The 20113-nt window shown below is 54.6% G+C and carries 21 protein-coding genes; 16 read left to right on the top strand and 5 right to left on the bottom strand.

Features of this window, described 5'->3' with window-relative positions; genetic code table 11:
* Positions 1-53 precede the first annotated feature (53 nt).
* The 11 genes from VI01_RS13590 to VI01_RS13545 all read left to right on the top strand — a co-directional run bounded on the left by VI01_RS13590 (position 54) and on the right by VI01_RS13545 (position 8969).
* Positions 54-887 (top strand): AraC family transcriptional regulator, encoded by an 834-nt coding sequence (locus VI01_RS13590; protein WP_045815590.1) that lies wholly within the window; start codon positions 54-56, stop codon positions 885-887.
* Positions 888-905: 18 nt separating this feature from the next.
* Positions 906-1091: a hypothetical protein gene (locus tag VI01_RS24960; RefSeq protein WP_075564106.1), complete on the top strand. Its 186-nt coding sequence runs from the start codon at positions 906-908 to the stop codon at positions 1089-1091.
* Between the two features lie 10 nt (positions 1092-1101).
* Positions 1102-2172, top strand: a complete 1071-nt coding sequence (locus VI01_RS13585; RefSeq protein WP_045815589.1) for a nitronate monooxygenase family protein — start codon at positions 1102-1104, stop codon at positions 2170-2172.
* 143 nt (positions 2173-2315) lie between these two features.
* Positions 2316-2750, top strand: coding sequence for a RidA family protein (locus VI01_RS13580; protein WP_045815588.1), 435 nt, complete (start codon positions 2316-2318; stop codon positions 2748-2750).
* A 2-nt stretch (positions 2751-2752) separates the two neighbouring features.
* Positions 2753-3427, top strand: a complete 675-nt coding sequence (locus tag VI01_RS13575) for a DUF1028 domain-containing protein (protein ID WP_045815587.1) — start codon at positions 2753-2755, stop codon at positions 3425-3427.
* 14 nt (positions 3428-3441) lie between these two features.
* On the top strand, positions 3442-4593 hold the full coding sequence (gene argE / locus VI01_RS13570; protein WP_156149363.1) for an acetylornithine deacetylase: 1152 nt from the start codon (positions 3442-3444) through the stop codon (positions 4591-4593).
* Positions 4594-4822: 229 nt separating this feature from the next.
* Entirely contained in the window at positions 4823-5971 is a 1149-nt protein-coding gene (locus VI01_RS13565; protein WP_045815585.1) for an ABC transporter ATP-binding protein, read from the top strand.
* Positions 5972-5974: 3 nt separating this feature from the next.
* Positions 5975-6970, top strand: coding sequence for an NAD(P)H-quinone oxidoreductase (locus tag VI01_RS13560; protein ID WP_045815584.1), 996 nt, complete (start codon positions 5975-5977; stop codon positions 6968-6970).
* The gene (locus tag VI01_RS13555; protein WP_045815583.1) at positions 6967-7581 is read left to right on the top strand and encodes a glutathione S-transferase N-terminal domain-containing protein; all 615 of its coding nucleotides are present in this window, start codon (positions 6967-6969) and stop codon (positions 7579-7581) included. Before VI01_RS13560 ends, VI01_RS13555 begins: the two co-directional genes overlap by 4 nt.
* Positions 7582-7593: 12 nt before the next feature.
* Entirely contained in the window at positions 7594-8043 is a 450-nt protein-coding gene (locus VI01_RS13550) for a type II 3-dehydroquinate dehydratase (protein WP_045815582.1), read from the top strand.
* Positions 8040-8969 carry a glyoxylate/hydroxypyruvate reductase A gene (locus tag VI01_RS13545; RefSeq protein ID WP_045815581.1) on the top strand — a complete coding sequence of 310 codons (930 nt, stop codon included), beginning with the start codon at positions 8040-8042 and terminating at the stop codon, positions 8967-8969. The genes VI01_RS13550 and VI01_RS13545 overlap by 4 nt, the downstream gene beginning before the upstream one ends.
* Positions 8970-8975: 6 nt before the next feature.
* Here VI01_RS13545 and VI01_RS13540 read toward each other — a convergent pair whose 3' ends face one another.
* Positions 8976-9938 (bottom strand): LysR family transcriptional regulator, encoded by a 963-nt coding sequence (locus VI01_RS13540; protein WP_045815580.1) that lies wholly within the window; start codon positions 9936-9938, stop codon positions 8976-8978.
* Positions 9939-10282: 344 nt separating this feature from the next.
* Here VI01_RS13540 and VI01_RS13535 point away from each other — a divergent pair, with 344 nt between their 5' ends.
* The 5 genes from VI01_RS13535 (at position 10283) to VI01_RS13515 (ending at position 15645) form a co-directional block, all read left to right on the top strand.
* On the top strand, positions 10283-11314 hold the full coding sequence (locus VI01_RS13535) for a polyamine ABC transporter substrate-binding protein (RefSeq protein ID WP_045815579.1): 1032 nt from the start codon (positions 10283-10285) through the stop codon (positions 11312-11314).
* Positions 11315-11378: 64 nt separating this feature from the next.
* On the top strand, positions 11379-12233 hold the full coding sequence (locus VI01_RS13530) for an ABC transporter permease (RefSeq protein ID WP_045815578.1): 855 nt from the start codon (positions 11379-11381) through the stop codon (positions 12231-12233).
* A 1-nt stretch (position 12234) separates the two neighbouring features.
* On the top strand, positions 12235-13053 hold the full coding sequence (locus VI01_RS13525) for an ABC transporter permease (RefSeq protein ID WP_045815577.1): 819 nt from the start codon (positions 12235-12237) through the stop codon (positions 13051-13053).
* A gap of 123 nt (positions 13054-13176) precedes the next feature.
* Positions 13177-14427, top strand: a complete 1251-nt coding sequence (locus VI01_RS13520) for an NAD(P)/FAD-dependent oxidoreductase (RefSeq protein WP_045815576.1) — start codon at positions 13177-13179, stop codon at positions 14425-14427.
* Between the two features lie 78 nt (positions 14428-14505).
* Positions 14506-15645, top strand: a complete 1140-nt coding sequence (locus VI01_RS13515; RefSeq protein WP_045815680.1) for an alpha-hydroxy acid oxidase — start codon at positions 14506-14508, stop codon at positions 15643-15645.
* 45 nt (positions 15646-15690) lie between these two features.
* On the opposite strand, the gene VI01_RS13510 is transcribed toward VI01_RS13515, so the two are convergent.
* The 4 genes from VI01_RS13510 to VI01_RS13495 all read right to left on the bottom strand — a co-directional run bounded on the left by VI01_RS13510 (position 15691) and on the right by VI01_RS13495 (position 20077).
* Entirely contained in the window at positions 15691-16410 is a 720-nt protein-coding gene (locus VI01_RS13510; RefSeq protein ID WP_045815575.1) for a dienelactone hydrolase family protein, read from the bottom strand.
* A gap of 128 nt (positions 16411-16538) precedes the next feature.
* Complete coding sequence (locus VI01_RS13505; RefSeq protein ID WP_045815574.1) at positions 16539-17753, bottom strand: multidrug effflux MFS transporter; 1215 nt, start codon at positions 17751-17753, stop codon at positions 16539-16541.
* A gap of 202 nt (positions 17754-17955) precedes the next feature.
* Entirely contained in the window at positions 17956-18645 is a 690-nt protein-coding gene (locus tag VI01_RS13500; protein WP_045815573.1) for a type 1 glutamine amidotransferase domain-containing protein, read from the bottom strand.
* 13 nt (positions 18646-18658) lie between these two features.
* Positions 18659-20077, bottom strand: a complete 1419-nt coding sequence (locus VI01_RS13495; RefSeq protein WP_045815572.1) for a coniferyl aldehyde dehydrogenase — start codon at positions 20075-20077, stop codon at positions 18659-18661.
* Positions 20078-20113 lie beyond the last annotated feature (36 nt).

The raw sequence follows: 20113 nt of genomic DNA, 5'->3' as shown, positions 1-20113 counted from the left end.
TTCAAGGCTATAGTAAAATCCTGCTCCCGGAGTACATCAGCGAAGGATTTGTGATGCAGGAAAAACGTGATGACATCAAATTGTGGCGTGACCGTGCGATGCACGGCGGTATGGAAATCCTGCGTGCGCGTTGTTACGAGCACAGTTATCCGCCACATTTTCATAATGAATTTGTGATTGCGGCATTTGCCCGAGGGGCACAACGTACCCGCATTTGCCGTCAACAGGGCATTGCCGCCGCTGGCACGGTGATGGTGATTCTGCCTGGAGAAGTGCACACCGGAGAAGCGGTGCAGCGTGAGGAAGGCTGGGATTACTGCGCATTCTATCCTTCAGCCGCTATGGTCAATGAGATTGCGGAGTCACAGATCGCGGGCAAAGGCGAACTCAATTTTGGTGCGGAAGGGATGCGTTATGATCCGCTGCTGGCGCAGCAGATGCTGCAAGCTTCCTCCGTGATGCAAGAAAGTCCGGACGCTGTGGAAAAAGAGTGTGCGTTGTTTCAGGTGCTGAGCTCGCTGATCCGTCAACACGGCGAACGCACGCTCAAGGGCGGCGAGCGGCACGCGTTACGTGCCGACATTCGGCAGGCGATCGATTTCCTGCACAGTGATTACCATCAGCCGCTGGCGGTCAGTGAAATCGCTACCGTTGCCGGGTTAAGCGAATACCATTTTATGCGCACCTTCCAGAAGCTGACCGGCTTATCGGTGCATCAATACCTCACGCAGATTCGCCTGATGCGGGCAAAACGACTGTTGTCACAAGGCTTCGATGCCGCGCACACTGCCAGTGAAGTGGGCTTCTTTGACCAAAGCCACTTCATCAAGAAGTTCCGCGCCCATTTTGGCATCACGCCAGGTGCATTTGCAGCGGCATCGCAGTAATGGATTAAGGACATTGCCATGATTTCCCGCCATAAACCCAATGAACAGGCGACGCCGCTGTCGGTCGGTTTCGTCTTGCTGAACCGCTTTACGCTCCTGCCGTTCGCGGCTTTTGTTGATTGCCTGCGTATGACTGCGCAATCAGATAAATCATGTTTAGCAAATGCTCCGTCGTCCTGGTGCTGCTTAAGGCTGAATCATTAAAGGAGTAACGATGAATAACAATACGATTAACGCTCTGTGTCAGGCGCTTCAGTTGCAATACCCGCTTATTCAGGCGCCGATGGCGGGCGTCTCCACACCTGAAATGGCTGCTGCCGTCACCAATGCCGGTGCGCTCGGTTCAATCGGCGTGGGGGCATCCACTCCCGAACAGGCGGCAGTGATGATCGCGCAAACCCAGGCGCTCACCCATGGCCCTATCAACGTTAATCTGTTTTGCCATGCACCCGCTGAAGGGAATGTTGCGCGTGAGCAGGCGTGGATCGATCGCTTTGCGCCGTTGTTTGCGCGTTATGACGCCGCGATACCTGAGGCGCTCACCGAGATCTATCAAACCTTCCTGAATAATGACGCGATGCTCAGCGTCATTGAGCAGTCGGCACCGGCAGCGGTGAGCTTTCATTTTGGTCTCCCTTCAGCGGCAACCATTCAGCGACTCAAGGCGCGAGGGATCGTCTTACTGGCCACGGCGACCAGTGTGGCGGAAGCCTTGACTATCGCGCGCAGCGGCATTGATTTCATCGTGGCACAGGGGATTGAGGCAGGCGGGCATCGCGGGCATTTTGATCCTGAGGCTTTCGACCATCAAATGTCGACGTTCACGCTGGTGCAGGCAATCCGCCAGCACACTGCGCATCCACTCATCGCAGCGGGGGGCATCATGGATAGCACGGGTATCGCTGCCATGTTGCAACTGGGCGCAACCGGTGTGCAGTTGGGCACCGCCTTCGTGTTATGCCCGGAATCAGCAGCGAACGCGGCTTATCGCGCGGCAATGAAGCAGGCCAGTGCAACCGGCACCGAACTTACCGCTGCGATTTCTGGTCGTCAGGCGCGCTGTTTACGCAATGATTTCTGCGATTTCAGCCGTGATTTCGCAGCCAGTGATGTGCCGGATTATCCGTTGACCTATTCGCTAGGCAAAGCGCTGGCTGCTGCCGCTGCGGCGAAACAGCACCACGGCTATGGCGCGCAGTGGGCTGGGCAGGGAGCGGCGCTGGCGCGAGAAATGCCTGCAGGGGAACTGGTGTCATGGTTGATGAATGCGTGCCAGGGCGAATAAAAGTCTATCTGCCTTTCGTGGCAGATAGCATCTGATTCACCGGATTAGGATTTTCAAAACCAACACCTCGGTTAATGCTGTTTTGTCTGCCGCGCGCCGCGCGGTATACCTTGCGGGACATCCACACATCTTCGCAGGCAGACATGAGCACACATACACGCATCCGCAAATTCAACACCAAAGAAACGTATCCTAATCAAAACCTCGACAACGATCTTTGCCAGGCTGTGCGTGCCGGCAATACCGTTTACGTACGCGGTCAAATCGGTACTGACTTCGAGGGCAATCTGATTGGGCTTGGCGATCCGGCGGCACAGGCCGATCAGGCGATGAAAAACGTGAAGCAACTGCTGGAAGAGGCGGGCAGCGATCTGTCACACATCGTCAAAACCACCACCTATATTATTGACCCACGTTACCGCGAGCCGGTTTATCAGGTCGTGGGTAAATGGCTGAAGGGCGTGTATCCGATCTCAACCGGGCTGGTGATTTCAGGACTGGGTCAGCCGCAGTGGCTAATGGAAATTGATGTGATCGCCGTGATCCCGGACGACTGGCAGCCACAAGCAGGAGCCTGATCATGACGTTATCGATTGTAGGACGCTGTACCCAGACCGGCCAGATGGGTATCGCCATTAGTTCATCCAGTATTGCCGTCGGCGCGCGCTGCCCTTGGCTGCGCACGCAAGTTGGCGCCGTTTCCACGCAAAACATCACCTTGCCGGCGCTGGGCCCACGCATTCTGGATCAGCTGCAGCAGGGGCAGTCTCCTCAGGCTGCATTAGCCGCCGGGTTAGCGTCGGATGATTATCATCAATACCGCCAGATCACCGTGCTGGCGGCTGATGGGCAAAGTGCCTGCTTTAGCGGAGATAAAACCTTAGGCATAAACCATATGCTGAGTGGCGTGGATTGCGTGGCGGCAGGGAATTTACTGGCCAATCCCGAGGTGATCGTTGAGATGGTTAACGCCTTTGAGCGCAGCGAGGGGCACCTTGCCGATCGCCTTCTGTGTGCCATGCAGGCCGGTATGACGGCGGGAGGCGAAGCCGGGCCGGTGCACTCGGCAGCACTGTCGATTGTGGCTGAACCTGTCTGGCCGATCGTTGACCTGCGCATTGACTGGACGGAGGCCGATCCCATCGATGAACTCAGCACACTGTGGCAGGCCTATCAGCCACAAATGCAGGATTACGTGATCCGCGCGTTGGATCCGACAAAAGCCCCCAGCTATGGCGTGCCGGGCGACGAGTGATGCAAGGAACTTCTATGGTGACCAGCCGTACGTTACTGGCTCAGCTGGTGGCATTTGATACCACCAGCCGGGAGTCCAATCTGGCGCTGATCGATTTTGTCTGGCGCTATCTGACCGATCTGGGTGTGAACTGCGAACTGATTCATAACGCTGAGCGCAGTAAAGCCAATCTTTATGCCAGGCTTGGTCCTGCTGGCAAGGGCGGTGTGATGCTCTCAGGGCACAGCGATGTGGTACCCGTGGATGGGCAAACATGGAGCGTTCCGCCTTTTGCGCTGACCGAGCGTGACGGCAAGCTCTACGGGCGCGGCACCGCGGATATGAAGGGCTTTATCGCCTGCATGCTGGCGGCCGTGCCGCATTTTCTGGCACAACCTCTTACTCAGCCGCTGCATTTGGCGATCTCTTATGACGAAGAAGTGGGTTGTCTCGGCGTCCGAACCTTACTGGAGGCTTTAGCGCAGCGCCCGGAAAAGCCGGATATTTGCCTGATCGGCGAACCCACCGAGCTGCAACCGGTTTTAGGCCACAAAGGCAAGCTGGGCATGCGATGTGAAGTGCAGGGTGCGGCGTGCCACTCCGCATATGCACCGCAAGGCGTGAATGCTATCGAGTACGCGGCAAAATTGATTCATCGTCTAACCGAGATCGGTGAGCGGCTGGCCGCCCCGGAAAATCAGGATGCGCGATTTGATCCGCCTTACACCACGGTGCAAACCGGCGTGATTCAGGGGGGGCGGGCGCTGAACATTGTGCCGGCAGAGTGTTGTTTTGATTTTGAAGTCCGCACCTTACCCAAAGATGATGCGCAGCAGGTGGCAGATGAACTGGAACATTACGCGCAGCACGACCTGTTGCCTCGCATGCAGGCAGTGAATCGCGACACTTCAGTTCGTTTCACTCCTATAAGTGGTTATCCCGGTTTATATACTGACGTGCACAGTCCCGCCGCGCGTTTGGTTGCGCACCTGACCGGCTCCGATCGCTTTAGCACGGTGGCTTTTGGCACAGAGGGCGGCTTATTCCATCAGGCTGGTATCCCGAGTGTGATCTGCGGTCCTGGCAGTATGGCGCAAGGGCATAAACCCGATGAATTTATCAGCCTTGAACAGCTGAGCGCTTGCGATGCCATGTTGCGGCGGTTAGCGGAATGGATGTGTCTTTAGAGTGACGTTGTCACTCATTGTAATTCCCTTTTAAGTCGCCCCTTCAGTCAATTCGTCCAGATTCTTGTTATTCGCACACCTGACTGAAGGGCGCGGCGCCAGAGCCGCGCGCGCATACTTTCCCTGCTTTAACTTTTCCAAACACCAGCTTCAGGAAGCACTAACCGCATGATGCGCGCATTCACCGTATGCTGGTGACAAGCAAAGTTAGCCCGTTTCTGGAGAGTCCATGGTCAGTGCAGAAGTCACCTCGTTCCCGCAGCCCGACGTGCTGCATCCTGTCGCGAATAAAGCCAACGTTGCCGTGCAACTGGATGGCGTACTCAAACGCTTTGGCGATGCCATTGCGCTACACAAAATTTCATTAACCATCGAAGAAGGTGAATTTATCACGCTGCTCGGCCCATCAGGCTGCGGTAAAACCACGCTGCTGAACCTGATGGCAGGCTTCGCCGAAGCAGATGGCGGTGAAATTTTTATTGATGGCGATCTGGTCACCGAGATCCCACCTTATCAGCGTGAAATCGGTATTGTTTTCCAGAACTACGCACTGTTCCCGCACATGACCGTCGAGAAGAATGTCGGTTATGGTTTGCGCATGCGCGGTGTGCCCAAAGCGGAAATCGCTGAACGCGTAGAACAGGCATTAGCGCTGGTTAAACTGGCGGGCTACGGTCAGCGCAAGCCGCGTGAACTTTCTGGTGGGCAGCAACAGCGTGTCGCGCTGGCGCGTGCGCTGGTGATTCGCCCGAAAGTGCTGCTGCTGGATGAGCCGTTCTCCGCGCTGGATAAAAATCTGCGTCTATCGATGCAGGTCGAGTTAAAAGCGATTCAGCGCAAACTCGGCGTCACCACGGTATTTGTCACCCACGATCAGGGCGAAGCGCTGAGCATGAGTGACCGAGTCGTCGTGATGTCTGCTGGACACGTTCGCCAGATTGGTACCCCGGATGACATCTATCGCCGTCCGCAGGATCCTTTTGTCGCGGGATTTGTCGGCGATGTGAATATCCTGCCAGGCCACTACGCTGGCCGCGATAGCACCGCCGTTATAGAGCTGGGCGGCAATAAATTGCGTCTTCCGGCTGAGCGTGTGAATGCCCATGTGGGGGAACGCCTTGATGTCTACATGCGCCCAGAAAACCTGCAACTGGCCCCGCTAAGCCCGCACTCCCTGTTCAGTGCCACGGTGATTACCCATGTCTTCCAGGGCGACCATGTGGATGTGCATCTTGATGCGCCGGCATTGGGCAGCGCGGCGTTATTTGCGCGCCAATCGGGACTCGATTCCCTGACACGCTGGCCGGTGGGCAGTGTGGTGGGCGTGAGCGTTGATGATGAAGGTGTTTGTGCGTTTAGCGCGGCGAAGCAAGGATAATCGATGTTACCTGAAATGATGAACGCTGTGATAGCACGCCAGCCCGGCGGCCCTGACGTGTTGGCCTGTGTCAGCCGTCCTGTGCCGCAACCGGCTGCTGGAGAAGTATTAATTCGCGTCACCTGCGCCGGCGTTAATCGCCCGGATATTATGCAACGTAACGGTATGCCGCTTCCGCCAGGCACCACTGACATTCTCGGGCTGGAAGTCTCAGGCACCGTGGCCGCCCTCGGCGCGGGTGTCGAATACCCGGCTATCGGGAGCGCTGTTATGGCGTTACTGAGTGGCGGCGGCTATGCAGACTATTGTGTCGCGCGTGCCGAACTCTGCCTGAACGTCCCACATACCCTGCCGCTGGGTCAGGCAGCAGGCGTGCCGGAAGCCGCATTTACCGTCTGGCATAACCTGTTTGAGCTGGGCCGTCTGCAACCGGGTGAAACGGTATTGATCCATGGCGCAGCCAGCGGAGTGGGCACCTTTGCGATCCAATGCGCCCAGGCATGCGGTGCTCAGGTGTTCGCGACTGCAGGCGGTGCCGACAAAATCGCAGCACTGCAACAGCTTGGCGTTTGCCGTGCCATTGACCGACATGGCGAAGATTTTGTTTCCGTCATTGAGGATGAAACCCAGGGCCGCGGTGTGGATGTGGTGCTGGATAACGTGGGCGGCGATTACGTGGCGCGTAACCTCAGCGTCCTGGCCCCCGGCGGACGCCACGTGAGCTTGTCGTTTATGCAAGGGGCGAAAGTTGAGATCGACTTGCAAATGGTCATGCGCAAAGGGTTAAGCCTGACGTCATCCACCTTGCGTCCTAAAAGTGCCGCTGAAAAAGCGCGGCTGGCGCAACGTATCAGCAAGCATCTGCTGCCTTTGCTGGCGAGCGAAAAAATTGTGCCGATCATTCATACGACGCTCCCGCTGGCGCAGGCCGCCGACGCCCATCGCATTCTTGAAGCTAACGCCAACATTGGCAAAGTTCTGCTGCAGGTGGCGTCATGATGCAACTCTTTTACGCCAGCACCTCGGCGTATGTGCGTAAAGTTATGGTCTGTGCGCAGGTATTGGGTCTGGCCGACGCGATCGCGTGGCTGGATTCGGCGGCACATCCTGTCGAACGGGATGAACGGATCGCCGCGTTTAATCCTCTGGCGAAAGTACCGGCCTTGCGAACCCATCATGGGCTGTGTCTGTATGACAGCCGCGTCATTTGTGAATATCTGAACGCGCTGTCACAAGGCACGCTGTTCCCCGCTACCGGGGATGCACGCTGGCAATGTCTGACAAGACAGTCATTGGGCGATGGCTTAATCGATGCCGCCTTATTGGCCCGCTATGAATTTAGCGCGCGCCCGGAAGAGAAACAGTGGCAGAACTGGGCCGACGCGCAGTTGAAAAAAGTCTCCGCTGCACTGGGCGAAATCGAACGACAAGTTTCGCAATTCAGCCAGCAGCCTGATGATATTGGTCTGATCGCGATTGGCTGTGCATTGGGCTATCTCGATTTCCGTTTCGCGACGCTTAACTGGCGTGATAGCTATCCGCTGACTGCCGCCTGGTTCGCGCATTTTGATGCTCATCCGGCGATGCTCGCAACGCGTCCGCACGTTTAATCAGGAGTTTTCATGTCACAGCAAATCTATTTTCTGAATGGACCCAACGCCAATTTGTACGGCCTGGACAAGAATGGCACTTATGGAAGCGAGAGTTTTGTCAGCATCGGTGAACGCTGCCAGCGCCGCGCGGCGTCACATGGCGTGGTATTGCACTTTCGTCAGAGCAACCATGAGGGTGTGCTGGTCGACTGGATTCAGGAAGCGCGACAAAATGCCGCAGGGCTGATCATCAATGCAGCCGGTTTGACCTACAGCTCCGTGCCGATTCTGGATGCGCTGCTGATGTTCGATGGCCCGATCATCGAGGCACACATGAGTAACATCTGGAAGCGCGAGCCGTTCCGCCATCACTCCATGGTGTCGAAAGCGGCAACCGGTGTGATCGCGGGGCTCGGTGTGCTGGGCTATGAACTGGCGATTGATGCGGTCGTCACGCTCATCAAGGCGGATGTGGCATGACAACATTGGTGTTTTACAGCGAATTTGACAGTTTTTCCGAGTGGTCAGCATTACTGGCGCCGCATCTGCCCGGTGTGACAATTTGTCGTGCCGAGGAGGTTCAGGACGTCAATGACGTGCACTTCGCGCTGGCGTGGAAACCGCCACACGGTTTCTTTGCCCCGTACGGTAATCTTAAGCTGTTGGTGAATCTTGGTGCCGGTGTCGATTCGCTGGTGGGGCGCGATGATCTACCGTATATTCCGATTATCCGCCTGTCCGATCCTGATATGGCCAGGATGATGGCCGGCTATGTGCTGTTTGCGGTGTTGCGCTATGCACGCGATATTCCGGTATTTGAACGGGCGCAGCGTGAGCAGCGCTGGCACTATCTCCACCCTCGGGTGCCCTCAAGAGTGCGGGTTGGCGTGATGGGTTTGGGAGAGTTAGGAGCCTTTGCGGCGCAGGAATTAGCACGACAGGGGTTTACTGTACGCGGCTGGTCACGCTCGCAAAAAAACATTGACGGCATTCAATGCAGCAGCGGGTTGGCCTCACTGAATGACTTCCTCAGCCAAAGCGACATTCTGGTCGTGATGCTGCCCCTCACGCCAGAGACTTCCGGTTTACTGAGTCAACAACGGCTGGCGCAGCTGCCAAAGGGGGCGGCCTTTATTAATGTGTCACGCGGCGCGATTGTTGATCAGGCTGCGCTGACCTGTGCGCTGCAATCGGGAGATATCGCTGAAGCCACGCTGGATGTGTTTGACCGCGAACCGTTGCCGCCGGAAGATCCGCTGTGGCGTATGGAGAATGTGTTAATTACCCCTCATCTGGCCTCGGTCGCCATTCCCGCCAGCGCAGCGTTACAGGTTGCTGAAAATATCCAGCGGGCCGCGCGCGGGGAAGCGGTCTCCAATCAGGTGTTCCCGGATCGCGGATACTAAGCGTCTTCAGGCGACGCGCACCACTTGTGGGTCGAAATAGCTCGGTGCTGCCATGCCTGGTATGTACTGATCGGAAATGAACATCTGGCAGCGTTCGGCAAAGGCGTTCACCACCATCGATTGCTGGGTGTTGGCCATCGTGGCATAGCCGAGCTGCATCGGCTTGTTCACTCCCGCAAGGCGCACCCGGATCAGCCGTTTACCATCCTGTGAGAGGTGCGCCTTCGGGCGCACGTTGGCAATGCCAAATCCCACGCCGTTGGCCACCATGGCGCGCACCACTTCCATGTTGCTCGAACGCATGACCACATTCGGCGCCACGCCCGCTTCACTGAACAGGCCGAGAAAATATTCGCGGCTCCAGGGCATATCCAGCAGCACCATCGGCATCGTCGCCAGATCCTGAATGGTCACCGCCGATTGTGTCGCCAATGGATGATGTTCGCCCACCATCACATACGGCGGCAACTGCGCCAGGGATTTAAACGCCACGTCATTAGCGGGCACTAAATCATAAGTGAGGGCGATGTCGATATCTGCCGAGCGTAATTGCTTCAGCAATTGCTCGTGGTTGCCTTCGACCAGGGTGATACGTACGCCAGGAAAGGCGCGACCAAAGCCAAACACCAGTTCCGGCGTCAGCATCGGTGCCAGCGTATCCAGACAGCCCACGCGCAGCGGGCCGCGTACGTTGTTGAGTGACTCAGAGGCGATGGTATAGAGGTTGTTCATCTGATCCAGAATCAGCTTGGCTTCTTTTAACACCTGATGACCAATAGCGGTTAGGGAGACGCCCTGCGCATGGTGACGCACAAACAGCTGCACCCCCAGTTCAGATTCGATGTGTGTAATTGCTGCGGAAATCGACGGTGATGAAACGTGAATACGTTCCGAGGCACCAATAATGCTTCCGGCCTCACCGGATGCGACAAAGTATTCCAGCTGGCGCTGGGTGATGCGACTGAGCATGCAGATTCTCCTGGGATCGCCGACGCGATCGTGTCGCGCCAGTCATTCTAATAGTGCCGATTACCCTGCATTAATCATGCCAGAGGCCGGTTAACAGCATGATCGCCTGACCGTACCATCACGCCCATTCGCTTCTGCCTCATCACTGGTTAAGAAAATCCGTTGTAAAGCAGCGTCCTTTTTAGCCTCAGAAATCCTGATGCAAGGGCGAGGAAAAGGCTGTTTTACCGAATCCCATCGCAACGGCATTATCCCAGCAACACCAGAAGAGTCCGATAGCACTGTTTTGGTGCATCGCGTTTCACCTTGCTGTTACAGCCATTTCATTCATTGGGGACGAGAATATGTTGCGTAAGATTTGTGCCTTAACATTGCTGACGACGAGTGTATTAACTGCAGGTAATGCAATGGCCGCCGACAAGCTGATTGTCAGCACCTGGGGCGGCAGCTTTAAAGACCTGATTGATGAAACCATCGCCAAAGAATTCACCAAAGAAACCGGCGTTGAGGTGCAGTTTGTGACCGGCGGTACGATTGACCGTCTCAACAAAGCCAAACTGGCGGGTGGCATACCGGAGACAGATGTGACCTTCACCACTGCGCACGTCGGCTACCTGTATGCCAATAGCGGCCTGTTTGAAAAGCTCGATATGAGCAAAATTCCTAACGCGGTCAATCTGGTTGAGCAGGCGAAGGTCAGCCCGTATCACCTCGGGGTGTGGGGCTACGTGTATACCATTGGCTATCGCCCGGATCTGGTACCAAAAGGTGAAACTTTTACCAGCTGGAATGACCTGTGGAAACCCGAACTGAAAGGCACGCTGGCCCTGCCAGATTGGGATCCAAGCCATATCATTGCCGTTTCCGCCAAGCTCTCAGGTGCTGATGCCGCACATTGGCAGCAGGGCGAAGCGAAGATGAAAGCACTGATCCCGAACATCAAATCCTTCTATACCGATGACGCCAACAGCCAGCAGTTGATCTCCACCGGCGAAACGCCTGTGCAGGTCATGCTGTCCATGAACGCCTACAGCATGATGGCCGAAGGGGTGAACATCAAACTGGCGATCCCGAAAGAGGGTGCCATTTTGGGTGTGGATACCGTCGGCATCAACAAAGGGACCAAACACGCCGATCTGGCTTACAAGTTTATGAATATTGCCTTGAAACCGGAAATTCAGGAGCAGGTAGCGAAGATCTATCGCGGCAGCCCAACGGTGACCAACGCGCATATCGATCCGGAACTGGCGAAACTGCCTGGCATGTTGACCACACCTGCGCAGTGGAATGCCACCATCAACACCGATCCACAACTGCGTGCCGAGAAAACGGCCGAATGGCGCCAGTGGTTCTCTAAAAACATCATGTCTCATTGATTCATTCATCACGGGCGGCCTCCGGGTCGCCCACAAGCAACACTTTATTCAGGCAGAAACGTCTATGACGAGAAAACCGACATTTTTACCCTGGTTCATTATCCCCGCCACACTGACAGCACTCGGACTGGTTATCGCCATGTTCGCGGTGATGCAGTTTAGCGTGCGGGCTTATATTCCCGGTTCGCTCGACGTGGGCGGATTTACCCTGGCAAACTTTAACGGACTGCTGAAAAGCATTTACGCCGATGCTTTTATTAACACGGTGATGTTAAGTGCCAAAACTGCCATCTTTGGCTTGTTGATGAGTTATCCGCTGGCCTATGCGCTGGTGCGCACGCGCACCACTTGGATCAAATCGACGATTTTGATCATAGCGATTACGCCGTTGTTCCTTGGTGAAGTGGTGCGGACCTATTCGTGGATTATCGTGTTGGGAAACAGTGGCTTCCTGAATAGTCTGCTGCTGGCCACTGGCGTCATTTCAAAACCGATTCAGTTTATGTTTACCCAGAGCGGCGTGGTGGTGGCGCTGGTGCACGTCACCATGCCGATTATGGTTCTGATGCTGGCCACGGCACTGTCACATATCAATCCTGACTATGAAAAAGCCGCGACCAGTCTTGGTGCCGGCCCCGTCCGTACTTTGTTGACGGTGACGATTCCCTTATCGATCCCGGGCATCGTGGCCAGCCTGACCACGGCATTTGCCTGGACCTTCAGCGCCTTCGCCACGCCTCAGCTGATTGGTGGCGGACGAGTCAGCACCGTGGCAACCATGGTTTATCAGCTTGGTTTCTCGTCAATGAACTTCCCGTTTGCCGCTGCACTCAGTATTGCCGGTTTGATTCTGACCATCCTGTTACTGATGGCATTGAAACGGTTGACCCGCTTCCTGCACGTCATGGGAGAACATTAATATGACCCGTTCGATGAACGATAAACTGGTGACGCTGGCCGGACGTTTGCTGGTTGCCGCCATCCTGATTTTTGTCATGCTGCCCACCATCGTGGTGTTTATCTCCTCATTCAGCAGCACTGCGGTATTGTTCTTCCCACCGAAAGGCTGGTCGCTGCGCTGGTTTGAGCGTGCGGTGAATTACGATGATTTTCGTCACGGTTTCTATTCCGGGCTGATTGTCACTGCCTGGGCATCCTCGCTGGCTGTGATCATTGGTGCGACGCTAGCGATTGCCATTGAGCGTTACGCCTTCCCGTGTAAGCGAGTGCTGGAAGGTATTCTGTTATCGCCACTGTTTATCCCGCATTTCACCATTGGTTTAGGGCTGCTGATGTTGGTGTCACAGCTGGGGATTGGGCGTGGATACCCACTGGTCATTTTCTGCCACATCGTGCTGGTGTTGCCGTTTGTATTACGCAGCGTCTACGTTTCGCTGAAAAACCTCGAACAGCGTATTGAGATGGCAGCAGCCAGTCTCGGCGCCTCACCGCTGCGGGTCGTGTGGACCATTACGGTGCCGTTAATTTTACCCGGCCTATTTGGTGGCTGGATGTTTGCTGCAATTCTCTCCTTTAATGAATTTACTGCATCGCTATTTATTACCACCCAGGCCACACAAACTTTGCCGGTCGCCATGTACAACTATGTGCGTGAATTTGCCGACCCAACGCTCGCCGCGTTGTCAGTGATTTATATTGCGGTAACGGCTGCCATGCTGATCATCGCGAATAAGTTCCTGGGGCTCGGAAAGATATTAAACGTTGAAGCCCGTCATTAACTATTCACCAGACGCTTAGGTTTTACCGAAGCGCTGAATTAAAAAAGCTTGCTTAGTATTAACACGAACAATGATTACGATGATAAATAACCCATCGCGTTCAAATCTATTTAGGGATTTCACATGTCAGTAGAAAAAATTAATACCGTAATCGTCGGTGCTGGTCAGGCGGGCATTGCTATGAGTGAACATCTTTCATTGATGGGTGTCCCGCATATTGTATTTGAACGTCATCGTATTGCAGAGCGCTGGCGTTCAGAGCGCTGGGACTCACTGGTTGCTAATGGTCCCGCCTGGCACGATCGCTTTCCTTCAATGAAATTCGATAATATTTCTCAGGAAGCATTTCCGCCTAAAGAACGCATGGCTCAATATTTCGAAGATTATGCCAAAATGCTGAATGCGCCGGTTCACACGGGCGTTGAAGTGCATCAGGTTGAACGTCTGACGGGACGCAGCGGTTTTAAAGTGCTGACCTCGATGGGGGAATTTGAAGCGGATAATGTGGTGGCGGCAACCGGGCCCTTCCAGAAGCCTTCCTTCCCGCAGATCGTACCGGAAAGTACCCATCTGCATCAGATTCACTCCTCATCTTATAAGAACCCGCAACAGCTGCCAGAAGGCGGGGTGCTGGTGGTGGGTGCCGGCGCATCAGGCTCACAAATTGCTGAAGAGCTGGGTAAAACAGGCCGTAAAGTCTATCTGTCGGTCGGCGAGCACTACCGGCCACCGCGCTCTTATCGTGACCGCGATTATTGCTGGTGGCTGGGCGCATTGGGCTTGTGGGATGAAGTGAAAATCAAGCCGAAAAAAGAGCATGTTGCCTTTGCCGTGAGCGGCTATGAAGGCGGTAAAACCGTTGATTTCCGTCGTCTTGCGCATATGGGCATTACCCTGGTCGGGATTACGCAGCAATGGAATAACGGGGTATTGAGCTTTGCGGATGGTCTGGCAGAGAATATTGCTGAAGGTGATAAAGCGTATTTCGACGTGCTGCGTGATGCCGATGCTTATATTGAGCGTAACGGTCTGGATTTACCGCTGGAGCCTCAAGCCTGGGAGTTATTGTCCGACCCAGACTGCCTGATAAATCCTTTAACGCAATTAAACCTGGCTGAGGCCGGCATCACCTCTATTATCTGGGCGACAGGGTTTAAATTTGATTTTAGCTGGTTGCAGGCCGACGCATTTGATGAGAAAGGTGTGCCTTTCCATAAGCGTGGTATTTCTGCAGAGCGTGGCATTTACTTCCTTGGCTTGCCAAATCTGGTGAATCGCGCCTCATCCTTTATTTACGGTGTGTGGCATGATGCAAAATATATTGCCGATCATATCGTGCTACAGAATGCCTATACCGACTACGAGAAGTCGTAAGTTATCTGTGTGTGTATTTGCGTGATCGCAGGCGGCTAAATGTTATTTTATTTGGCCGCTTTTTTTATCAGGTGGAAAATGACGATTACCTGTATTGAAGAATTACGGCAGCTGGCGAAAAAACGTGTGCCGAAGATGTTTTATGACTATGTCGATGCAGGTTCCTGGACGGAATACAGCTATCGTGCCAACGAATCTGATTTACGTCGCATCGAATTTCGTCAACGTGTCGCGGTGGATATTGCTGAACGCAGTACTATGGGCCGAATGATCGGGCAAGAGGTCGCTATGCCGGTGGCGATCGCCCCCACCGGGCTGACCGGCATGATCCATCCCGATGGCGAAATTCATGCGGCACGCGCAGCGAAAAAATTCGGGATTCCTTTTACGCTCTCTTCCATGAGTATCTGTTCGCTGGAAGCCGTGTCACAGGCCACAGAGGGACACCCATTTTGGTTCCAGCTATATGTATTGCGTGACCGACAGTTCGTGGCAAACCTGATCGATCGCGCTAAAGCGGCCAACTGCAACGCGTTGGTCGTCACCATGGATTTACAGGTCTTTGGCCAGCGCCATAAAGACATCAAGAATGGCCTCTCCACGCCGCCGAAAATGACGCTGCGCAATGTGCTGAATATTGCCAGTAAACCGCGCTGGTGCTGGCAGATGCTGAATACGAAGCATCGTAATTTTGGCAATATCATCGGGCATGTGAGCGGTGTGGACAATATTGACTCGATGGTTGAGTGGACGGCACAACAGTATGACCCACGGCTCTCCTGGCAAGATATCGAATGGATAAAGCGGCATTGGGGCGGCAAGCTGATTGTGAAGGGCATCATGGATGTGGCCGATGCGCAACGGGCCGTTGAAGCGGGGGCCGATGCGTTGATTGTTTCCAACCATGGCGGGCGTCAACTGGACGGCGTGTCTTCGTCAATTACATTGCTGCCGGAAATTGTGGCGGCGGTCGGCGATCGGATTGAAGTGCATTTTGATGGCGGCATTCGCTCCGGCCAGGATGTATTAAAGGCAGTAGCGTTGGGTGCCAGGGGCACCTATATCGGACGCAGTATGCTGTACGGTTTGGGGGCGATGGGTGAAGAAGGGGTGACCACAGCGCTCAGCATCATCCGTAACGAGTTTGATCTGTCGATGGCGTTTTGCGGCAAAACCGGTGTAGCGGGCATTGATAGCGGGATTTTGCGCGTGCGCTGAAAGACAGGGAAATAGCGGGAGGCTAGTCAGCCTCCCGTCGCATTATTAAAACACTTCATCCAGCAATTGATACAGGCGTTTGAAGGCACGCTGCGTCACTTCCGGGTGATACTGCGACACGCCAGCATTGTCGGCATTCGGATCGGTAAATGAATGCACCGCACCCGCAAAGCTCACCAGCTGCCAGTCAACGCCCTTGCTATTCATCTCATTCGCGAAGGCAGCTAATTGCTCACGCGGCACCAGGGGATCGGCCGCGCCGTCCAGTACCAGCAGTGAAGCCTGAATAATATGACTGTCATAAGCGCCTTGGGTATCCAGTGTGCCATGGAAAGAGGCGGCCGCTTTGATATCCGCGCCGCTGCGTGCCAGCTCCAGCGCACAGTGGCCGCCGAAGCAGAAACCGATAGCCGCCACCTTATCCGCGTTCACGGGAGCCGTCGTTTGCGTGCGCAATGCGCTGAGAGCGGCCTGCATGCGCGCCACTTCGGCGGGAGTGTCTTTCACTGCCATCATCATCGCACCCGCTTCTTCGCCGTTAGTGGGGCGTTGACCCTGACCGTACAGGTCAGCCACCAGCACCACATAGCCGTGGGCAGCAATGGTTTTAGCTTGTTCAGCAGCATCCGCGGTGGCACCCATCCAGTTGGGCGCAATCACAATGCCTGGTTGAGCGAGGTTATTATCAGCCTGGTAAACTAAGTAACCTTCAAATGTATCGTTGTCCACGGTGTAAGAAAGGAATGAAGACTGGATGTTGCTCATTAATTAAGCTCGCTTATTTTTATTAGCAGATGAAGCCCCGACGTTACCGACTATTTTAGATTAAGCAATTGCATGCTGGACTCACCGCACCAAATGTTTAATGTTATATTTAACATTTCACTTCAGCGTTAAATTTCTGCCATTTTAGGCTGGGCTTTTCCTCCGCCAAGCGTGCTAAGAAAACTGAGCAGGGTGAATACCGTCATAATGCTCACCATAATCCAGGGCGTGCCATTGTTAAGCCCTGCCAGCAGCAGTGAGGAAACAATGCCACTGCCGTATTGCAGAGAACCTATCAGCGCCGATGCTGAACCGGTGGCATTCGGCACGGCATCCAGCGCGGCAGCAGTGGCTGAGGCTGCAATAATTCCGTTCATCGAGAAGAAGATAAAAATACAGATAACCAATCCCGCCAATGCTGCTGGATGCGTTTCCAGTACAAAACACATCACGAATGTCATCAGTGCGGCGATAAAAGAGGCAGATTTCAGCAGCGTCTCCAGCCTGGCCTTTTGTACTAAACGTTTATTGAGGGTGCTGACCGTCACCAGACCCAGGATATTAATGGCGAACAGCCAGCCATAATGTTGCGGATCGATACCGAAATAGCTGATATACACCGCAGGCGATCCGACAATAAAGGCGTAAGCGGCAACGTAATAAAAAGTGACACACAGGGTAAAGCGCATAAAGGTTTTATTCTGCAGCAGCGTGCGATAATTACGCACTATTTGCCGAGGTGACGCCTTTACCCGTTTTTCCGCGGGCAGTGTTTCAGGAAGCCAGAGCAGTGAAATGAACATCAATGCGCCGACCACCGCCAGAAACCAGAAAATCACCGGCCATTGCGAGTATCGAATGATTTGCCCACCCATTAAGGGGCCCGCGATTGGGGCGATAGCCATGACAATGATCAACGTCGATAGCATCTGCGCGGCACGTGTGCGGGTAAACAGATCGCGAATCATTGCACGTGCCAGCATGGGGCCGGTGCAGGCGCCAGCCGCCTGAATGACGCGCCAGAAGACGATTTGAGACATATCGGTGGAGAGTGCGCATCCCGCTGAACCGATAGCAAAGATAATCATGCCGATGTACAGCGGTGTTTTGCGTCCGAGTTGATCGCTAATCGGGCCCCAGATTAACTGCGCGATAGCAAAGCCAATCAGAAATCCAGTGACCGTCAGTTCCGAATCACCGTGTAACGCGGCTGACATCGCAGGCATGGCCGGAAGATAGATATCGGTAGAGAGTGAAGTAAATGCCATCAGCGCACTGAGAATAATAATAAAGGCGATACCGGTTTTCATATCCGGAGGATGCGTTGCAGTTTTGATATCCATAATGTCTTTTATGAGAGAAAGGAAGGTGCAGTGCCAGGGCTTGAACACAGTATTGGAAACGGGTTGGAGCCTAGCTTAACAAAGGCGAGCGGGATTGATTAGGTGCGTCAGTCTACTAACACCTATGAGAAAGTTTCATTAATGGAATGGTTAACAAGACAAAAGCACATCACCGCCCGAGCAGTGATGTGCTTCAATGCGATTAAGGCTGCTGCGATGCCAGTTGCAGCAGTAGCGCTTTCGCCACATCTTCTGAGCTGGCCGGATTTTGCCCGGTGATCAGATGACCGTCTTCTACGACAAACGGTGCCCAGTCAGCGCCCTTTTGATAATGCGCACCCAGTTTGATGAACTCATCCTCAATCAGGAAAGGCACCACATCGGTGAGTTCAACGGCCGCTTCTTCACTATTCGTAAAGCCGGTGACCTGCTTACCCTGAATGAGCGGGGCACCGCTGGCGGCTTTCACATGACGCAACGCGCCAGGCGCATGGCAGACAAAACCTATCGGCTTATTCGCACGATCAAAAGATTCAATCAACTGGATGGAGTCTGCTGACTCCGCGAGATCCCACAGTGGACCGTGGCCGCCAGGATAAAAGACGGTATCGAAATCCTGCTGATCGATGCCTGCCAGCTTCACGGTATTGGCGAGTGCCTGTTGTGCCGCGACATCAGATTTGAAACGTGCGGTCATTGCGGTCTGAAATTCAGGTAAATCACTTTTTGGATCCAGCGGCGGTTGTCCACCCGCCGGGGAAGCCAACACCACTTCGGCGCCCGCATCTTTAAACACGAAGTAGGGCGCGGCGAACTCTTCCAGCCAGAAGCCGGTCTTTTTGCCGGTGTTGCCCAGTTCGTCATGGGATGTCAAAACCATCAAAATTTTCATATTCTGTCCTCGATTAATGTTGGTTATTCAGTAATGCAGTCAATGCTGCGCTGTTGTCCTGATAGGGGGCGCGCAGCCGTAAACTCGTGGTGCCGGCCTCATCCTGGATCACAATCGGCTTAGCATGGCTAAAGCGACGGAATCCATGAATCCCGTGATACGCGCCAATCCCGGATGCGCCCACGCCGCCAAATGGCAGGCTGTCGAGAGAAGCATGGGTCATGACATCATTTATCACCAGTGCGCCAGATGTCGTGTGCTGCGCCATTAACTGTTGGCGCTGTTCGTTGTGGCCAAAGTAGTAGGCGGCCAGTGGTCGCGGATGTGCATTGATATAGCGAATCGCTTCCTTCACCTCTCCGCTGTAGCTTTTAATGGGCAGCAACGGGCCAAAAATCTCTTCCTGCATGACCGCCATCTCCTCGGTGACATCGAGGATCAAATGCGGCGCGATTTTGCGGCTTTGCGCATCAAAGTCGGGCTCGCCGACAGGGGCCAGGCTGACAATGCGCGCCCCTTTGCTATGTGCATCTTCGATTAGATCGACCAGCCGTTGGTAATGACGATCGCTGATAATCGCGGTGTAATCTTCGTTGTTTTGCAACGCTGGGAAAGCCTGCTGCATGAACTGCCGCGACGCGGTGATGAATGCTGCTTCAGCCCCATGCGGAAGCAACAGGTAATCCGGTGAGATACAAATTTGTCCGGCGTTAAAGGTTTTAATGGTCAGGGTTCTGGCGGCGGCTATCGCCACATCCGCATCCGCATCGATCACCACCGGCGATTTTCCACCCAGCTCCAGCGTGACGGGCACCAGATTTTCCGCCGCTGCACGCATCACATGCTTGCCGACCGCGGTGCTGCCGGTGAACACCAGATGGTCGAATGGCAGGGCGCTAAAGGCTTGTCCCACGCTGGCGTCACCCAGAACCACGCTGAGCTCATCAGCGGCGAAATAACGCGGTACTAATTCCGCTAATAATGCGGAGGTGTGAGGTGTCAGCTCCGAGGGTTTCAACATCGCCGTGTTGCCTGCGGCAAACACACCGGCCAGTGGGCCAAATGCCAGGTTAATGGGAAAATTCCACGGGCTGATAATGCCGACTACGCCTAAGGGTTGCGGTTCGATGCGCGCCTGCATACCCGCAACCGGGACTTCGGCGACCTCCGGCTGCATCCACTGCGCCAGATGCTCAGCGGAGTGCTGCAGCATATTGATGGTGGTCATCAGGTCGGCTGCCTGGGTTTGATAGGCACTGCGATGACCGAAATCGGCGCTGATAGCCGCAGTGAGTGCGGCATGATTGTCGCGAATTAACGCCACGCTGCGCATTAAGCGGTCGCGGCGAAGTGCGGCGTTTGCCGGTACTGTTTGCAGGTGAGCCTGTTTCATGGTTTGCAGTACATGCAGTAATTCTTGTTGAAGTGACATGATTTTTCCCGTGCGTTTCAAGATGCAGGCAGCTTA

Source organism: Pantoea sp. SM3 (assembly GCF_000963995.1).
In the GTDB taxonomy this organism is placed as follows: Bacteria; Pseudomonadota; Gammaproteobacteria; order Enterobacterales; family Enterobacteriaceae; genus Pantoea; species Pantoea rwandensis_B.
Note: the sequence above shows the minus strand (reverse complement) of the source record. Positions and strands in the feature narration are given on the sequence as shown.